The organism is Gilliamella apicola, from assembly GCF_000599985.1.
In the GTDB taxonomy this organism is placed as follows: Bacteria; Pseudomonadota; Gammaproteobacteria; order Enterobacterales; family Orbaceae; genus Gilliamella; species Gilliamella apicola.
Genome location: NZ_CP007445.1, coordinates 1,730,106 through 1,751,625, shown reverse-complemented (window position 1 = coordinate 1,751,625; position 21,520 = coordinate 1,730,106). Strand labels below are relative to the sequence as shown.

The following is a 21,520-nucleotide window of genomic DNA, read 5'->3' as shown; positions in this document are numbered from 1 at the left end:
ATAGGCAAAAAAGATGAAAAAAATAAAACTTACGCCCTATCAATCAATTTTTTATTACGAATGGTTAGCAAACCCATCAAGAAGTGATTACAACATTGTATCTGATAATATAATCTCTGGAGAACTTAATCGAACAAAACTTTTTGAAAGTTTTAAGAATATTATTAATGAGCATTTTGTTTTTAGGAGTTTCATTGTAAATCATGAAGATGGTATTTTTTGGCAAAAAAGAGAATCAATCACAGAAGATAAATTAAAATCGTTATTAGTTTATCACGATCACCCCTTAAGTAACGAAGATATCAATAAAATAGTTTCGGAGCCCTTTGATTTAGAGAAAGGGATTCCTGCACGATTCCATATTGTAAAAGTCGGTCATCAACAATATCGAAGTATTTTAGTATTTCATCATATTTTAGTTGATGGAGTAAGTACTCAGGAGTTTTGGGATAAATTAAGTCAATACTATAACGATATACCTTATGAGCTACCGTCATATGAAGAACAAGCTCAAATGCATGAAAAACTTAATGATTCGTATCATGAAATTCTAACAACGCAAAAACAGCAGATGGAAGATTTCTGGAAAGAAGAGTTACAAGATGTAAAAAATATCGACTTTACTTTCTTAAAGTTATCAACCGAAAAACCAAAGCAATTAAATCAATTTAAGCCATATATTAGTGAATTTACCTTTAGCTATGATGAGAATATTTATAATCAAGTTAAAGCAATACGTCGTAAACATAAGATAACACCTTATTTATTTGGTCAATTGGTAATGGCTTTGTTATTAAACAAAATGACGTCTCAAAGCGCAATTCCTCTTGTTTATCCAATTGCTTTTAATGAAGGTAAAGAATTAATCTACGGTGCTCATATTAATACATTACCTGTTGTTTACCATTTTGAAGAAAATTCAACATTAGAGTCTGTTATACAAAATATTTTGCTTCATTATAAAAAGGTTAAACAAACTGGCGCTAAATACTTACCAGTTTACGATATTATACAGTTTGCTGAGAATGCTAATATTCTGGATGTGGCATTTGTACAAACCTTTGTTCGAGACCATAAAATGAATCTCAATGGGATGATTGATGGAGCGGTTAATCATGAATTTCAAATAGATTTATCTAATAAATTGGTGTTTGAACAAGAAGAACATAACAACCGAATTAACTATCGTGTTAAATTTAGTGAACAGCAATTAGATAAACAACTGGTTGAACAACTTGTGATGTTCTATCAGAGACTATTTATAAAATTACTTAACTATTTAAGTAATGATCAAGCCGATATCTTAGTAAATGATATTGAGGTACTAAATGAAGATGATTTGAAATTTTTAATTCATGATATAAATCAAACTCAACAACCTTATAAGAGTGATAAAATAATTGCTCAATTATTTGAAGAACAATGCCAAAAAACACCAAACAATACGGCTGTGCTTTTTGAACAAATTGAGATGTCCTATTCTGAATTAAACAACAAAGCCAATCAATTTGCTCATTATCTTCAAGATCACTTTTCTATCAAACCAAATGATTTAATTGGTCTTTATTTAGATCGTACCGAGCAAATTATTGTTGCTATTTTAGCTGTGCTTAAATCTGGAGCCGCTTATGTTCCGATCGATCCAACGGCACCTGATGAGCGTAATAAATATATTTTAGAGGACGCCCATATTCGTGCAGTTATTACACATTCTCATTACGTTGATAAACTGAATGAGTTAATGCCAGCTGTTGAAATTGTTCCGGTTGATGATCCATCCTTTATTGCAACCTTACAAAAGTATTCAACAGATAATACTGTTATTGAAACTAAACCAAATGATTTAGCTTATGTTATTTATACTAGCGGAACAACGGGAAATCCAAAAGGAACTTTAATTGAGCAACACAGTGTTAATCGCTTAATCGTTGATGCTAATTATGTCGAAGTTGATGAATCAGATCGCATATTATGTATTGCAGGATATCATTTTGATGCATCAATCTATGAAATATTCAGTGCTTTACTCAATGGTGCAGGAGTCGTTATTACCGCTAAAGAAAATCTCTTAGATTTAGATAAATTTAATCAGTTAATTGAGCAATATCATATTACCAATTTCCTAGCTATCTCAACATTTTTCAATACATTAGTTGATGCTCAATTACCTAATATAGCAAAATTACGCTATATTCTAGCGGGAGGAGAAGCCTTATCAGCTGTTCACGTAAATAAATTCCTTAAGTTATACCCAAATGTTAACCTCGTAAATGCTTATGGTCCGACAGAAACAACAACGCTTGCTACGACTTATTTAACAAATCAAAGTCAAACATCTTTCGGTAACAATGTTCCTATTGGTGTACCATTACCTAATACATCGGTATATGTATTGAATCCACAAAGACGCCCATTACCTATTGGCTGTATTGGTGAGCTTTATATCGGTGGTGCAGGGGTAGCGCGTGGTTATCTGAACAATGTTGAGATGACCAATAAAGTGTTCATTAAAAATCCATTTCAAACAGAAGATGAACGAAAGCAAAATTACAATGATCGTATCTATAAAACAGGTGATTTAGTCCGTTTGTTGCCTGATGGTAATATTGAATATATCGGTCGTAATGACTTCCAAGTAAAAATCCGCGGTTTCCGTATAGAGCTTGGTGAGATCGAAACGCATTTAATGATGCATCCACAGATTAAACAAGCCACAGTATTGGCACTAAATAATCAAAGTGGTTATAAATATTTAGCTGCATATTATGTCGCTGATCATGAAATTGACTCAGCAGAATTGGTTACGTATTTAATCAATGTGATACCTGAATATATGGTTCCTTCAACATTTACTCATTTACTCGTTATGCCAGTGACGATTAATGGTAAAATTGATCAAAGAGCGTTACCAAAACCAGTCCTATTGACCCAAACTAGCTATGTTGCACCTAGCTCAACTTCTGAGCATAAAATCGTAGAGGCAATCGCTAGTTTATTAGGATTTGAAGCGAGTGCTATCAGTATTACTGATGATTTCTTCCGTTTAGGTGGTAATAGTATTTTAGCTATCAAATTATCCAGTAAATTGACTCGAGAATTTGACCGTTCAATTAGAGTGGCTGATATTTTTACTTTCCGCACTGCGCAAAAAATAGCTCAATTCATTGATAAGAATCAGGAAAAAAGACAAGTAATTAGTGTAATGCCGGTTGAACATATTGAGCAACAATTATTATCCTTTGCGCAAGAACGTCTTTGGTTTATCGATTCTTATGAAGGTGGTAGTAATGCTTATAATGTTCCATTAGTATTTAAACTAACAAGCACTACAAATATTAATCTACTTGAAAAAGCAATATACGCAATTATTGAACGACATGAAGTTTTACGTTCATTAATTAAAACCAATGCACAAGGAATTGGTTATCAACAAGTTATTTATTTACAACAATTCCCATGGAATATTAATAAACAAAACTGTTCAAGCAAAGCGGAACTTGAATCTGCAATTTATAAGGATCTGCATAGAACATTTATTTTATCCGAAGAATTACCGATTTATGTTTGCTGTTATCAATTTGCTGGTGACAGTTACTTAAGCATTGTCATTCATCACATTGCATTTGATGGTTGGTCAACAGATATCTTTTTGGACGAGTTAGTCAATCTTTATCATTATGTTACAGCTCTATCTCAAGGAGATAACCAATATGCTGAAACATTACGTTTACCAGCAGTCGAAGTTCAATATAAAGATTTTGCTTTATGGCAACGTAATCTTTTAAAAGGTGATTTTTTAAATAATCAATTAAATTTCTGGAAAGGACAGTTAGAAGATTTTGAACAACTTAATCTGCCTACAGATTATCCGCGTCCAAGAGAAATTGATTACACTGGTCATGATATTTCTTTTGAACTTAATGAACAAATAAGTCAACAAATCCGTTCATTAGCTAATGAACTCAATGTGAGTGTCTATTCGGTATTATTGAGTGGTTTCTATCTATTATTAGGCACTTTTAGCAATCAAAAAGATGTGGTTGTGGGTTCTCCAATTGCGGGTCGAAATTATTCAGGTATTGAAAATACTATAGGCTTTTTTGTTAATACTATCGCACTACGTAAATGTATTGATCCGAAAGATAGTTTAAAATCATTCATTTTACAAACCAGTGAGTTAGTCACCCAAGCTCAACAATATCAAGATTTACCATTTGAACGGTTAGTTGATGCATTAGCGATTGAAAAAGATTCTTCACGGCATCCAATATTTCAAGTAATGTTTGGTGTACAATCATTTGGATCAGCGATACATAATGGTAAAACTGAAGAGCTACTAACTTTATATCAAAGTGAAATTGTCAATTATCAATCTGCTAAGTTTGATATGACAGTAATGCTTGATGACTCTAAATCAGCTATTACTGGTTTATTTAATTATGCTTGCAAATTGTACCGCCAAGAAACAATTGAGCACTACATCACTATTTATCAAACTATTTTAGAACAGTTTGCTCAAATGTGTGAGTCAGAACAATCGTTAACTGAAATGCGTTTAGTTGATGCTGCTACTTTCAATAAATTAATCTTTGATAAAAATAAACCATTCCAACCTTATGCAAGAGATAAGTCTATTGCAGAATTGTTTGAAGAAAAAGTTCAGCAAGTGCCTGATAATATTGCGGTCATTTTCCAAAATACTGAGCTATCTTATCAACAAATTAATGAGCAAGCCAATCAGTTAGCACGTTACCTGAAAGAACACCTTGATATAAAACCTAACGATTTGATTGGTCTTTATCTTGATCGTTCACAATATATCTTGATCTGCTTCTTAGCTATTTTGAAGGCAGGTGGAGCTTATGTTCCAATGGATCCTAATGCTCCAGATACACGTAACGAATTCATAATGCAAGATGCTCAAGTTAAAGCGGTTCTTACAACCGAAAATCATTGTGATAAAGTAACTGGTTTAGCTGCTAATTTATACGTACTCGCTGTTGATCAAGCTGATTTTGTCGATAATCTAAAACATTATGCGAAAGATAATCTTTTAATTAAAGTGAATCCGCATGATTTAGTTTATGTTATCTATACGAGTGGAACAACGGGAAATCCAAAAGGAACGCTGATTGAGCATCACAATCTTAATAACTATATTGTTAATGCTAATTATGTCAAAATCAATTCTGACGATCGTTTACTCAGTATCTCGGGTTATCAATTCGACGGTTCTGTTTACGATCTCTACACTCCTTTACTTAATGGTGTGACACTGGTTATTGTTGAAAAAGAGACATTTTTAGATTTAGAGCAGTTTAACAAGTTAATTGCTGATAAAAAAATCACTAATTTCTGTTGTACAACCACCTTCTTTAATGCATTAGTCGATAATGAAGTTGCTAATTTAAAATTATTAAATTACATATTCGTTGGTGGTGAAGCTTTATCCGCATATCATGTTAATAAGTGCCATCAACTTTATCCGCATGTCAATGTGGTTAATGCTTATGGCCCAACTGAAACCACTGTATTTACTGTTTCTTATTTAACTAACTTAGCACAAGAACCATTTAATTACAGTGTACCAATCGGTAAAGCATTGACGAATGTATCACTGTATATTTTAGATGAACAACGTCGTCCTGTACCTGAAGGAGCAATTGGTGAACTTTATATTGGTGGTGAAGGTGTTGGTCGTGGTTATTTACATAAACCTGAACTGACAGATAAAGTATTTATCCAAAATCCATTCCAAACTGTTGTCGAAAAGGCGCAAAATTATAATGCACGAATCTATAAAACTGGCGATTTAGTACGTTATTTAGCCGATGGCAATATTGATTATATTGGTCGTAATGATTTCCAAGTTAAAATTCGAGGATTTAGAATTGAACTTGCAGAAATTGAAACTTGTTTAGTCAACCATCCTGATATTCAGCAAGCTGCCGTGCTAGCTTTGAAAAATAGTGCTGGCGCTAAATATATTGCAGCTTATTATGTGGCTAAACAATTATTAAGCCAAGAGCAACTTGTTGGTTATTTACAGAAATCACTTCCTGAATATATGATTCCGGCTGCGTTTGTTCATCTTGACGCTATGCCAATGAATATGAATGGTAAATTGGATCGTAAGGCGTTGCCGATACCACAGCTTCTTGATGAGCAAAACTATGTCGGTCCTACAAATGAAACTGAAGCTATTTTCTGTCAAACCTTTGCCAATATACTTGGTTTACAAGCCAATGAAATCAGTATTCATGATGATTTCTTTAAACTCGGTGGGGACAGTATTAGCAGTATTCAACTTACCAACCGAATTAAACAGGCTCTTAATTATTATCTTTCCATTAAAGATATTTTCAATTTAAGAACGGTAGAAGCTTTAAGCAATCATGTGATTAATAATCGTCATGAATCGAAAGTCAGTGTGGAAACCGAACAAGGAATCTTAACTGGAACTCTTGAACTTTCACCTATTCAACAGTGGTTCTTTAAAGAAGTTAAAGTTGGTCGATTCCCAGACTATCACCATTGGAATCAAGCATTTTTACTTAAAATTCCAATGCTTGACGTTGATTTACTCAAACTAAGTGTACAAAAATTGCTTGAGTATCACGATATGTTACGGGTTAATTATCATGATTTAGTTGCAACTTATCAATCACTTCCTGATAGGTTGCCATTTTCTACGCAAAATATATCTGGTTGGTCACAAGATAAGATTCACCAATTAATCACCGATTGGCAAAGTCATTTTAATCTTGAACAAGGAGCATTATGTCATTTTGGTTATTTAACTGGTTTTGATGATAATTCTGCACGTATCCATGTTGCTGTGCATCATTTGAATATTGATGCGGTAAGTTGGCGTATCATTAAAGATGATCTAGAAGCTATTTATCAGTATTTAAGCCAACAATCATCCGTTGATGCCAATATCAATGTTAAAGATATTCTAGGTGAAAAAGGTAGTAGTTATCGTCAATGGGTCAATAAACAACAGCAATATCCGACGCTAATTGCTAATGCACAAGAACCTGCTTATTGGCAAAATATATTGGCAGATATTAATCAGTATCATAATCACCTTGATCAATATCGTGTTGATACGCTATATCAAACCAAAATGCTGCTATCTAAGACGCAAACATCTCGTTTACTTAGTCAGATTAATAAAGTATATGGAACTGAAATTAACGATATTTTATTAACAGCACTTGCTCAAGCATTAAAATTGGTATTCAGTGGTAATGATCACTATATTTTATTAGAGGGTCATGGGCGAGAAGATCTCTACACTGATATTGATATTAATAACACGGTTGGTTGGTTTACCAGTATGTATCCAGTTAAACTAATGGTGAATAACCATAATGTTATTAATAATGTTGCTACGATTAAAGATACTTTACGACAAATACCAAACCATGGTGTAGGTTATGGCTATTTGATAGGTTATATTAAACAAGCTTTACCGGCGATCAGTTTTAACTATTTAGGTCAATTTGATAGTACTGAAAAAGCTAATAAATGGCGATTTAGCGATGAAGATAGTGGTTTAGCAATGTCTTCTAATAATCGCATGACTGACTTTTTATCCGTTAATGGCGGTATTTTGGATGATCAATTACAATTTGCCATAACAGGATACGTTAATAATGTACACGGTGAAGCTTTAGTTACGGCCTTTACTCAGCAGCTTAATGAGCTCATTGATCAATTAGTACTTATTGATCGTAGCTATTTGACACAATCTGATATTAATAACCTGATCTCTCCAACACTGCTAAATTCTTTACAAAACGATAAAGAAATAGAAGCAATTTATCCTGCAAATAGTTTACAGCAAGGGTTTATATATCATGCCGTTTCGCAGGGAGATTTAGATAATGCTTATCGAATTCAGATGATTTGGGATTATCACAATTCACTGGATATCAATTTGCTTGAACAAGCATGGCATTTTACACAGCAAAAATTCCCATCATTACGATTACGTTTCTCATGGGTGGAAGAACTGGTACAGATTATTGATAAACAATCTGATTTTGTTTGGCAATTTGTTGATCTTAGTAATCAAACTCAAGAGCAACAACAAGTCAGTATCAATCAATTAATCAAACAAGATGAACAAATCGGTTATGATTTAATGAAAGGTCAACTATTTAGAGTGACCTTAATTAAATGTTCTGATGAGAATTATCGATGTTTATTTAATAATCATCATGCTATTTTGGATGGTTGGAGTTTACCTGTCTTACTAAATGATGTGCATCAAAATTATTTAGCTTTATTACATCAAAAAGAGATAACTATCCAAGAAGATATCAGTTATTTAGTTGCACAATCTTACTTACAAAGTAAAACCAATGAGACAGCATCATTTTGGAAACAATACCTTAATGTTGAACTTGAACCTGAAAATCTAGAGAGCTTACTTAAAGGGGATTTAAGGCATATTAACTTAGCTGACCATAAATATGTTGAAGATTCACAAGAAATTTCGATAGAGATTGGTTCCCAACAATGTGAACAATTAAAATCATTATGTAAAAACAATGAGTTTACATTGAATGCTTTGATTCAATATTGTTGGCATCAACAATTAAGCATTTTTGGTAATAGTAAAACTACCGTTGTTGGTATGACAGTATCGGGTCGTAATTTACCGATTGACGGTATAGAAAATTCTATCGGGCTTTATATTAATACATTACCTGTAATTTTAGAGCATAGTGATGGTAGCGTCATTGAAACCATCAAAATGTTACAGACACATATTAATAATGTGAATAATAACAGTAATATTAATCTGATTGAATTACAAAAATCGGGTACACGTCTATTTAATTCATTATTTGTATTTGAAAATTATCCATTATCAGAAAGTGAAGAAGATGAATTAAAAATTGTGTTCCAAGGCGGTCATGAAAAACTTGATTATCCTCTCGGAATTGTGGTCTTCGAGGCTGCTGGTAAGCTATCGATTAAAATCAAATATGCTGGAGAACTCTTTAATGACTTAGCTATTAAACGTGTATTAAAAGGAATAGAATTAACCTTAACACATTTAGCTAAAAATCCAGCTATAGAGGCATCTAAGCTTAACTTATTAACTGAGCAAGAGTATGACCAATTAATCGTTAACCAACAAAAGAATATCGTTCCATTTGAACATCATAAACTCGTGAGCCAATTGTTCGAAGAGCAAGTTCAGAAAACACCTGACTCTATTGCCGTTGTTTATGAAAGAATAACATTAACTTATCAAAGTTTGAATGAACAAGCGAATCAACTGGCAAATTATTTACGATCACAATTATCAATTCAACCTGATGATTTAATTGCGTTATATTTAGATAAATCGCAATACATGATAGTAAGTATTTTAGCAGTGCTTAAAGCTGGGGCTGCTTATGTACCAATTAGTCCAAGCATGCCAGCAGAACGAATAGAGTTAATTCTTAATGATACTAAAGCGAAAGGTGTGTTAACTCATGCTCATTATGCTAAAGAATTAACCCAATTAAAAACTGAATTGCAACCAGAAGTTATTGCTGTTGATGATCCATCAATGGCTAACAAACTTTTACAGTTTGATAAACACAATGTGGTTACTTCAACAAAAGCCCATCATTTGGCGTATGTTATTTATACGAGTGGTACCACTGGGCTACCAAAAGGTGTGATGATTGAACACCATGGGATAGCCAATTTAGCAACAGTTCAGCAAGACATTTTAGATCTACAACCAAGTCATCATGAACAAGATCAGAAAAATGTTCTGTGGTATTCAAATTATATTTTTGATGCGCATGCTTTCGAAATATATAACGCTTTACTTAACGGTCATCAGTTGCACATTCTGTCAGAAGATAAACGTTTAGACTTTATAGCATTATCAAAATATACCCAAGATCAACATATTGATTTTGCCTTTATCCCACCAGCTTTACTCGATCAAGATGATCTGCTTTCAGTCCCTGTTTTAACAGTGGGGGGTGAAGCGGTTAATGCTAAATTAGTGAATCGATATTGTCAGCAGGGTATCAAGTTAATTAATGTTTATGGACCAAGTGAAACGACTGTCTGGGCTATGGCTCATCGTTATAGTAAAGATGACCTAAATACAGATTTGGGACAAGCCATTAAAAACGTTACTTTGTATGTTCTTGATGAATATTTGCGTCCTGTGCCTCCAGGTGTTATTGGAGAATTATATATCGGTGGTGCGGGTGTCGGTCGTGGTTATCTAAATAACCCTGAATTGACAAATCAGTCATTTATCACAAATCCATTCCAAACCAGTGAGGAAAAAACGCAAAATTATAATGCTCGAATTTATAAAACGGGCGATCTGGTTCGTTATTTACCGAACGGTCATATTGAATATATTGGTCGTAATGATTTTCAGGTTAAAATCCGCGGTTTCAGAATTGAATTAGGTGAAATTGAAACGCGATTAGTCAGTCATCCTCAAATTAAGCAGGTACTTGTTGTGGCGCTGACTAATAATCAAGGTAATAAATATCTTGCCGCTTATTATGTATCTGATACAGCCATAGATCAGACTGAATTAACCAACTATTTAGAACAAACATTACCTGAATATATGGTTCCGGCAGCCTTTGTACATCTAACGGTTATGCCTGTTAATGTGAATGGTAAAATTGATCGTAAAGCATTACCAAAACCTAATTTTGTTATGCAAGAAAGCTATGTTGCTCCTAGTACAGTGACTGAACAGCAGTTAGTCGCTGATATTGCTGAACTATTAGATATGGATATCGACTCAATTAGTGTGGTCGATGACTTCTTTAGATTAGGTGGTAACAGTATTTTAGCTATTAAATTGTCAAGTAAAATAGCCAAAACTTTTGAACGTGATGTGCGTGTAGGGGATATTTTTACCTATCGTACCATTCAGGACATTGCGAAATTTATTGAAGGTAATCACCAAAAACGTCAATCAATTACCATACAACAGGTGGCTAATGTACAAGAACAGAGATTATCCTTTGCGCAGGAACGTTTATGGTTTATTGATTGTTATGAAGGAGGTAGCAACGCATACAATATACCATTAGTATTTAAACTTCTGCCAGAGACTAATATCTCGTTTGTTGAGCAAGCTTTACAAGAAATTGTTCAGCGCCATGAAGTATTGCGTTCATTAATTAAAAATACCACAGATGGTGTTGCCTACCAACAAGTGATAAGTTTGCAACAACAACCGTTAGCAATCGAAAATCATTATTGTGATAGCCAAGCTGAATTAGATAAAGCGATTCATAATCATGTATACAAAGTATTCATGTTATCTCATGAGTTACCGATTTCGATTTGTCGCTATCAATTAGCTCAAGAAAATTATATGAGTATTGTGATTCACCATATTGCATTTGATGGTTGGTCAATTGATCTGTTCATTAATGAGTTCAGACAGTTATATCAATACTATGAGGCTTTATCTTTAGGTGATAGTAATCAAGCGATAGCACTTAATTTGCCACCTGTCGAAGTGCAATATAAAGACTTTGCTTTATGGCAACGGCAGTATTTGCAAGGTGATATTTTGAATCAGCAATTGCAGTTCTGGCAAGATCAAATAGCTGATTTTGAACCGCTTAATTTACCGACTGACTATGTTCGTCCGCAGCAAATTGATTATACTGGTCAAAATCTCATGTTTGAGCTTGATTATGATGTCAGCCAACAAATACGTTCTTTAGCAAAAGAACTCAATGTTAGTGTTTATTCTGTGCTACTCAGTGGTTTCTATTTACTACTTAGTTCATTTAGCAATCAAAAAGATATTGTCATTGGTTCACCAATTGCAGGAAGACATTATCAGGGTACTGAAAATACCATCGGCTTCTTTGTTAATACATTAGCATTAAGAAAATGTATTGAACCAAGCGAGAGCCTAAAAATGTTCATTTTGCAGACCAGTGAATTAATTACACAAGCTCAACAATATCAAGATCTACCATTTGAGCGCTTAGTTGATGCTTTATCGATTGAAAAAGATACCTCAAGGCATCCTATTTTCCAAGTAATGTTTGGCGTTCAGTCATTTGGTGAAGACGGGAACGAGGATAATTTATTGCAACGTTATTATAATGACAATGCAAGTTATCAAGCTGCTAAGTTTGATATGACCGTAATGCTTGATGATTCTAAACCAGCAATAACTGGCTTGTTCAATTATGCTACTAAACTCTATAAGCCGCAGACGATTGAACACTATATCACTATTTATGAATCAATCTTGCAGCAATTTACAAAGATGTATCAACAGCAACAAACTCTGACAGACTTACGTCTGATTGATAACTTAACTTATCAAAAAGTGATTTTTGATTGGAATAAGACGCGTTGCAATTACCCAACCGATGTGACAATGCATCAACTGTTTGAAAGACAAGTATTAAAAACACCAAATAATTTAGCTTTAGTTTATGAAAATGATCGCTTGACCTATCATGAGCTTAATGAACAAGCTAATCAGCTAGCACATTATTTGCGTGTAAACTTTAATATTCAGCCTGATGATTTGGTGGCAATCTGTCTTGAACGATGTAAATATATGCTGGTAAGTATCTTAGCTATTTTGAAGGCAGGAGGAGCCTATGTACCAATGGATCCTAATATGCCTGAAGATCGTCTCAGTTATATGATAGAAGATACCAAAGCTAAGGTTGTGTTAACGACTAACTTAAGTTACGAAAAGATCAATTCGTTAGTTTCTAAAGATCAAGTTGCATTGAACTTGCAATCCTCACAAACTATTAATTGCTTGAGTATATATTCAACAACTAACCCAACGCCATTAGCACAGCCTAAAAACTTAGCTTATGTGATTTATACCAGTGGTACGACCGGTAAGCCAAAAGGTGTAATGTTAGAGCACCAAGGTGCGGTTAATCGTATTATTTGGATGAATAACGAATATCCGATTACTGAAAAGGATCATATTTTACAAAAAACAAACTATACCTTTGATGTCTCGGTGTGGGAGCTATTTTGGGCGAATTGGTATGGTGCTTGTATTGTGTTTGCTCATTCAGAACTTTATAAAGATAATGTCTATCTTGCGGAGTTGATTGAAGCTGAACAAATCACCGTCTTACATTTTGTACCGTCTATGTTAGTTGCATTTGTGGAAACATTAGAAGCGCAACCTAATTTGGTTCCAAAAGTTCAGGGATTAAAATATCTGTTCTGTAGTGGTGAAGCACTTAATCTTTATGAAGTGAAAAAATGTCAAGTGTTGATGCCAAACTGTCAGGTACATAATCTTTATGGACCAACAGAAGCAACCATTGATGTACTTTATTATGATTGTAATAATCCAAATATTTCACAAGTATTAATTGGTAAACCTATTGCTAATACTTCGGCTTATGTTCTTAATGAATTATTACAGCCAGTACCTATTGGCGGAATTGGTGAGTTGTATGTCGGTGGTGATAATGTCGCTAGAGGTTATCTAAATAACATTCCATTATCAAATGAACGTTTTATTGCTAATCCTTTCCAAACGGAAGCAGAAAAAGCACAAGATTACAATGGTCGAATTTATAAAACTGGTGATCTTGTTCGTTCTTTAGCTGATGGTAATATTGAGTATTTAGGTCGTAATGACTTCCAAGTTAAAATTCGCGGATTCAGAATTGAACTTGGTGAAATTGAGGCTCGATTAACCCAGTATAATGGAATTAAACATAGCATTGTTATCGCTTATGAACAGGCTTCGGGCAGTAAGTATTTGGTTGCTTATTATCTTGCTAATGAGGAGATTGATAGCCAATTATTACAAGCTCATTTAAATGAAACTTTACCGGGATATATGATTCCGTCAGCATTTATATATTTAATAGAATTACCAATTACTTCAAATGGTAAGTTAAATCGTCGAGCGCTACCAAAACCAGAGCTTACCGATAAGGTTGAGTATGTCGCGCCAGAAAATGATGCTGAAAGAACATTATGTGAAGTCCTTGCTAATATCCTTAAAATTCCTGCTGAAGAAATTAGTATGCAAGATAGTTTCTTCCGATTAGGTGGTAATAGTATCTTGGCTATGATGCTTAATAACCGAATCAATGATGCGTTTAAAGTTAAAATGCGTTTAGTTGATATTTTAAGTGTCAACACAATTCGGGAATTAGCGAAAAAAATCTCAACGGCTAAACAGCAGTTTAATCCTATTGTGGAATTAAGAGTTGATCATGAAAAACCACAAATTTTTATGATTCACCCTGGACTAGGCGGTTGTGATGTTTATCAATCATTAGCGAATAAGTTATCCTCAAAATACAGCTGTTTTGGTGTAGATTCTTACAATTTATATCATGACCAACCTATTGAGGATCTCAATGTATTAGCGCAATATTATCTGGATCATATTAGTAAAGTTGCAACAAAAGATCAGCCAATCAAATTACTAGGTTGGTCTTTAGGTGGCAACATTGCATTACAAATCGCAGTACTACTTGAGCAGCAAGGAATCGAAAAGATAGAAGTTTATCTATTAGACACTTGGCTATTAAAAGAACAGGATTTGGAGCAATATAATCACCCAGTAAACATTACTCATGCTATGGATCGATTAAATCTACCTGCCCATGTACGCGATCAAATTGAGGTTTATGCAAAAATTGATAACAAGCTCGTTATACAGCCAATATCTGCTCAATTGAAACGGACTCAAGTTGTGTTGTTTAAAGCTGTACAGATTGAACAAGGTGGAGATTTAGCTGAAAAATATGTATTAAATAATATTGATACTTATTTACAGAATAATTCTCAATTAAAACTGGTTAAGTTAGATTGTGATCACTACACAATTTTATCTCATGAACAAGAGATCTTAGCTCAGATTTTATAACCTTAATGTTAATTATCCCCTTAAAAAAATCTTATTTTAAGGGGATGCTTTTTAGGTAAAGATAATGAACTTTATTTATTTAGCGAATATCAATAAGCTATCGTGGTCTGTTTTGCAAGATCAAAAAAAAATACTTAGCCACTCCGCGCAGTTAGATATCGAGAAATTCAGATTTGATCGAGATAAATGTCGCAATTTAGTTGGCAAAATGCTGTTGCTTTATTCTTTGCAGCGTCATGAACAATTTCAACAATCCTACTTACCCGTTATTGATTACGGTCTTTATCGGAAACCATTTATTCATTCAATAGAAGGAAATTTCAATATTTCACATGCTCATGATTGGGTTGCTTGTGTATATAGTACTAATGGCGAAGTTGGTATTGACATTGAATATGTTACGCCAATTAACATTATTGACTACCAGAATGTGATGACTAAAAATGAGTATCAAATAGCACTTAATGATCCACATTTTGATTTCTTTCAATTATGGACATTAAAAGAAGCAATTATGAAAGCTCAAGGGCAAGGATTTTATCTTTCACCATCTTCGTTTGAGTTACCATTCCCTTTTCGTAATGATGCGATCGTTGAAGTTAACCACACACGTTGGTTCGTTTATAGTCAAAGTTTTGCCAACGAATATAGGTTGTCTTTGGCTTCTTTATATCCAATAGTTAGGAATGTGCAAGTTATTCCTTTGCAACTCGATCAATTTCGGCAGTAATCAATTATTAAAGTGACACTTAATTGTAAAATAGATAGAATAGCGAAAAATATATATCTATAAAATAACAATTAGAGTAAATTGGAATGGCTAAACAAATCAAAGTAATCAAATGTCCAAATTGCGGCAGTATAGAAAAATCAGAAATAAAACCTGAACACTATCGTTGTGACAATTGTAATACCGAATATTTTTTAGATAGTGATGATATTAATGTAAATGTTAGATATCAGAATCAGAATAATACACAAGTAAATTATCTTGATCAATCAAACATTAGATCAATTATTATTATTGTTGCATGTATTGTTGTTGTTATTGTTTTCAGTAGTTTGATTTCAATCTTTTTCAAATCAAAATCCTATTCGAATGATTCATATTCAAATCCACCTGTATCTCATACAACAAAATCAACAAAAAGTGATACAGCCTTACCTGCTGAGACAAAAAATGTTGTCAAAGAAGTTAATTATCATTATTGTTCATTAACTGTAGTTGAGAACAAACCTTTTATTATTAGCATTGCTCAGCGCAAATACAGCCAATCAAGCCAAAGTAAATACTTTTTTGTTGTTCATGATTTGCTTGCTAATAAAATTGTCCAAGAGAGTGAAATTGCAGATTTAAAGACGGATAATTTTGGTAACGTAAAATGGGATTCTCATGATTTTACTCAAGATATAACTTATCTAACAGCAGGAAAACGAACCACTTTCCTACTTGATAAAAAGAAACTTACTTTGACTGATGTAACCTCATCATTATTAAAAAATTACCCTCAATACAATACTGGTATAGCATCGGTTAATATTACTACTGCTCAAAGTACAAAGGGTGCCTATGTTTTCCATATCCTTACTGATGATGGACAAAAAATTTATTATTTCCCAATTCAGGATAAAGCATATGTCGATAATAATGATTTTTATATGGCACTTAAGAATCTTGATCAGGCAAATGATACCAGTGAACATACAACTTTTAGCTTTGCTCAACAATATGATAAAGATTTTAAATTAATTAAATTCACCTATGTTAGTCCTGATGGAAAAAGCTATTATACCTTTACTTCAGCTAATGTTGGCGATGAGAAAACAGATGGTTCAGGTAAATTCACTGATGAAGCAAGTGCTTATAACGTTGATCATACTTTTTATAGGGATTCTAAATATCGATTAGTTTCTCATCAAAATTTAACACCTAACAGATTATACTTTAGTCCTGAAATTGTTTATTTTGATGATACTTCATTAATCATAAAAACTAAAGCTAGTGCCAGCCCAGATGCGCATTACAATTACCAAAGACTTGATACAAATACAGGTAAAGTATTGTGGACACTATCTGACGAAAAGACTACGATTAAAGATATAACTCATTTAAATGATGATTTTATTGCTAAACAAAACTGTGGTAAATATGCAATTATCAGTTCCGACGGAACTATTTCAAAAGAAATAACATTAACTCTAGAAAAATAAAATATAAGGTAATCTAAATGGCTTTAGGCAATTTTTTTAAAAGACAATTAAAAACAGTCATAGAATGGACAAACCAAGAGCCGGATGTCTTATTCTATGAGTTTCCAACCCCAACAAGCGAAATAAAAAATGCCAGTAAACTCATTATTAATCCTGGACAAGGTTGTATTTTAGTTTACAAAGGCGAAGTAATTGATGTGATTATCAAATCGGGGATTTACGAACTTTCAACATCAAACCATCCATTTATTACGAACTTGGTGAAAATATTACAGAGTTTTGAAAGTGAAAATAAACTGCATGTTTACTTTTTCCGATTAGCTAGCTTAGTTGATCAGAAATGGGGAACAGCAGCACCAATTAAGTATATTGATAGCGTATATCAATTTCCAATTGAGCTTGGTGCTTATGGTACTTATTCGATTAAAATTGAGCATGCGGGGCTGTTTTTCAAAGAAATTGTTGGAGCCAATTCAATTTATACGGCAAAAGATCTTAATAAGTTAATGATGTCTCGTATAATACCTACCATCTCATCACAGTTAGCGACTGAAAGTTATTCATACCAAAATATAGATTCTCAGTTAATTAAGTTATCTCAACAAATTAAAGACAATCTTCAAGTTCCTTTTACTAAATTAGGCCTTGTTTTGGATGATTTTCAAGTTGAGGCAACATCGTTTAATCAAGAAACACTCGATCGCATCAATAGAATTGCTGATTCAAGAACTGACGCACTAGCGGCTAAAGAAGTTGGCTTGAATTATGTTGAACATGAAAAACTTAAAGCGCTACGTGATGCTGCACAAAATGAAGGCGGACTTGCTGGAGCCGGTTTACAAATCGGTGCGGGTGTAGAATTAGCTAAATCGTTTGATCTAAACGGTAATAATACAACTTCAACAGAAAATAATAGTGAAGAGATTATCAAGCAATTAAAACAATTGAAAGAGCTCGCTGATGCTGGAATTTTAACGCAAGAAGAGTTTACTGCCAAAAAAGCTCAATTGCTTGAAAAGCTCTAATAAATGAGATAACAATAAATTTATTAGTTTGCTGATAACTGATTTTTTAAGAAGATAGTTATATATTCAAATTAATAATAGATGTGATTACCTATTATTAATTAATATCGAGAAATTGCTCAATTCATCAATATGTAATTGGGCAATTTTTTTAGCTAATTACTTGTCAATAATATCGAAATATTTAAAGTTATATTTAACATCAGTTGTTTATTTTGTTTGAGTAGAAGCCAAAATGCCAATTTGGCACTCACTGATTTAGTTTTACCCTTAGCAAAATTTTACGTTATTTTTATCCATCGATTATCTTGTTCTGTATAATAAAATTGGCAAATCCCATTGAGTCAAATATAAATTTTGAGTTCATAAGCGAATGTAATGCGTTGGGTTATTTCTTCTTAATATTCATTAATAACGCCTGAATCTTTTATTCATTTGTTACGAAAGCACAAAATATATTAGTCATGGTTGAAGATAATGGTCAATGTAGCATAATGCTCATTGTTGATAATTAGGCGTTGACCAATTAAGACTTAATTACTCCTTCCTATTTGAATGAGTATTATTTGGCATTTAAGTTTCCATCGGCTATGAGCAAAAGCATGAACTAACTACACATTACCTATATCACCCCAAAAAGGACAAAAATTATCTAATTCATAGCTGATTGAATACAATGTGGTTTACTCTATTTATTATAAATTGAACTAAATTGTATTTAACTTTTATTTATGGAATGATTTAATGTTGCTTTAATTAAATTATCTAACTAAAGCCTTTTTTTATGACGCCATAACCATTTGCCACTAATTAATCGTTGATAGAAGAATATACTCCTAATAATCCAATCTAAAAACATACCAAACCAAACACCAATCACACCAAAGCCGAGATATACACCAAAAATATAGCCTATAACAATTCGGCACATCCACATGCTACCAATGGCCACCCACATGGTGTAATTGGCATCTTTTGCACCTTTAAAACCATAAGGTAAGACGAAGGAAGATGCCCAAAATGGAGTGAATAAAGCATTTAACCAAAGTAAATGTTTGGATATTTCAATAACCTCTTGGTCATTGGTATACATGGAACTTAATAGCCCCGCAAATGGAATGGATAAAAAGGCTAAAAAGCATAGTAAAAAACTGGTCAAATGGAAGATAAATTTTAGTTGTCTAGTAGGTTGATAGATTTGCCCCATACCAAGCCGTTTACCGACAATGATTGTCGATGTGGAGCCTAGTGTTCCCCCTGGCAAATTCAATAATCCAGCAATCGAAAAGGCAATAAAATTGGCAGCAATGGTAGATGTCCCCATACCAGCTACAAAAGTTTGAGTCAGTAATTTGCCAATATTGAACATTACTGATTCAACACTAGCTGGGATACCGATACTAAGAATATCAATAAGAATTTTAGCATTGAACGAATGAAAATAGCTTCTAAGAGGTATAAATAGTGCTCGACTCGGTTTGATAGTTAATACTATTAGTATAAATATCATACCGCAGTAACGTGATACTGTTATACCAATGCCTGCACCAATAAATCCTAAACCTTTCCAATTGAACGCACCATAAATTAATACGTAACTTATAGACAAATTCAATATATTCATAATGATGTTTAAATACATTGGCAGTTTAGTGTTGCCTGCACCTCTTAATGCACCACAACCCACTAAGATAAAAGCTAATGCAGGATAACCTAACACTGTTAATTTAAGAAAGGTTAAAGTAAGTTCTTTGACCTTCGGTTCGGCTTTGCCAGCGATAATTTCAACAATCCAATAGCCTGAGAATTCCACAAAAACAAAAAGTAAAAGTGAGATTAATATTAGTAAAGTGATAGATTGCCGTGCCGCTGAAACCGCTTTTTTTCGATTGTGGCGTCCTAAACTGAAAGCAACTACAACGGACGTTCCTAGTGCAACAGCCATAAAAAAGGACATAATAATCATATTAAAGCTTTCTGCTAGACCAACGGCAGCCATTTCAGCGCTACCAATCCAACTAACAAGAAAAGTACTGAAAATTCCCATCAATATGACGGAGAGATTTTCAATAAAAATTGGCATCGCTAAAGGGAAAATCTCGCGCCAAAGCAGAACATTGTTTGAACGTCTTTTTTGGTATAATTGTGTTTTCCTTAAACGATCAACTAATTGAACATTCAATTTAAAGCCTAAAGTTATCCATAAAATTTTACAATATTATAACTCCTTTAATTAATAAAAATGAACTTATGTTTCAAAAATAAACTTTATTAATATGATGCTGTTAACTAAAAAATTCATTATTTAATGTCACTGTATAATTTAATTTATTCATAATAAAGTGAACAGTAAACGGGTGGAGACAAAATAAATAGGTTTAACTCTGAAAGAATAGTCAGTATTGTCGTATAGTGGTTAAATTTTAGTATTAATTAAACCATATAATAAATTTTGTCAAAAAGTTTGAGGAAATGCATACGTTTCAGTATAACAATTCGCATACTTTTCTTGAATGGAGATTTATATAACTATATTATAGCGAGCTTTAAAGACTTTGATCACCAAAACAATAAATGAGTCCTTATGTTAATTAATGCTAAAGATATTCTCGAAAAATTAAACCCACATAATAAAATCAATTATGACTCGGTACTTAAAGAAGTCATTGCCGATTGGCAATCTGCAGCCGTTCGCCCTAAATTATTAATTCATAGCTGCTGTGCACCTTGTAGTACATATGTTTTAGAGTATTTGGCACAGTATGCAGATATTACTATCTATTTTGCTAATTCAAATATTCATCCTCGTATTGAGTATGAATACCGTAGTGTAGTACAGCAGAAATTTATTGCTGATTTTAACGAAAAAACAGGCAACAATGTTCAGTTTTTAGAAGCACCTTATCAACCAGCAGAATTTATTAAACAAGTTGAACATCTTCGTGATGCTCCGGAAGGTGGTGAACGTTGTCATCTCTGTTATAAAATGCGTTTGGATTTAGCTGCAATCAAAGCACAGGAATTAGGGTTTGACTATTTTGCAAGTGCCTTGACACTGAGCCCTAAAAAGAACAGTCAAAAAATTAATCAACTTGGTTTTGAAATTCAAGAAATTTTTTCAGTTAATTATCTACCTTCCGATTTTAAAAAAAATAATGGTTATAAGCGCTCAATAGAACTTTGCAAAGAATATGATGTATATAGGCAGTGCTATTGTGGTTGTATTTTTGCAGCTAAAGCCCAAGGCGTGGATTTAAAAAACGTGATAGCCATTGCCAAACAAGGGTTAGAAAAACAAGCTTAATTTTTCTTTAATTGATATAAATATACTGAAACGTAGCCTTAACCTGAAACTTTTTGACAAAACTGACATTTTTACCAAACAAAA

The 21,520-nt window shown here is 33.1% G+C and carries 6 protein-coding genes; 5 read left to right on the top strand and 1 reads right to left on the bottom strand.

Annotation, left to right across the window (positions count from 1 at the left end):
- Positions 1-13 precede the first annotated feature (13 nt).
- The 4 genes from GAPWK_RS08035 to GAPWK_RS08020 all read left to right on the top strand — a co-directional run bounded on the left by GAPWK_RS08035 (position 14) and on the right by GAPWK_RS08020 (position 18,132).
- Positions 14-14,896 carry a non-ribosomal peptide synthetase gene (locus tag GAPWK_RS08035; protein WP_025315724.1) on the top strand — a complete coding sequence of 4,961 codons (14,883 nt, stop codon included), beginning with the start codon at positions 14-16 and terminating at the stop codon, positions 14,894-14,896.
- A 64-nt stretch (positions 14,897-14,960) separates the two neighbouring features.
- Positions 14,961-15,626 carry a 4'-phosphopantetheinyl transferase family protein gene (locus GAPWK_RS08030; RefSeq protein ID WP_025315723.1) on the top strand — a complete coding sequence of 222 codons (666 nt, stop codon included), beginning with the start codon at positions 14,961-14,963 and terminating at the stop codon, positions 15,624-15,626.
- An 86-nt stretch (positions 15,627-15,712) separates the two neighbouring features.
- A complete protein-coding gene (locus tag GAPWK_RS08025) occupies positions 15,713-17,107 on the top strand; it encodes a hypothetical protein (protein ID WP_025315722.1) in 1,395 nt (464 codons plus the stop codon).
- Between the two features lie 17 nt (positions 17,108-17,124).
- Positions 17,125-18,132 (top strand): SPFH domain-containing protein, encoded by a 1,008-nt coding sequence (locus GAPWK_RS08020; protein WP_025315721.1) that lies wholly within the window; start codon positions 17,125-17,127, stop codon positions 18,130-18,132.
- A 769-nt stretch (positions 18,133-18,901) separates the two neighbouring features.
- Here the strand turns inward: GAPWK_RS08020 and GAPWK_RS08015 are convergent.
- Positions 18,902-20,314 carry an EmmdR/YeeO family multidrug/toxin efflux MATE transporter gene (locus tag GAPWK_RS08015; RefSeq protein WP_025315720.1) on the bottom strand — a complete coding sequence of 471 codons (1,413 nt, stop codon included), beginning with the start codon at positions 20,312-20,314 and terminating at the stop codon, positions 18,902-18,904.
- Positions 20,315-20,716: 402 nt separating this feature from the next.
- On the opposite strand from GAPWK_RS08015, the gene GAPWK_RS08010 reads away from it, so the two are divergent.
- Positions 20,717-21,436, top strand: coding sequence for an epoxyqueuosine reductase QueH (locus GAPWK_RS08010; RefSeq protein ID WP_025315719.1), 720 nt, complete (start codon positions 20,717-20,719; stop codon positions 21,434-21,436).
- The last annotated feature ends 84 nt before the right edge of the window (positions 21,437-21,520 follow it).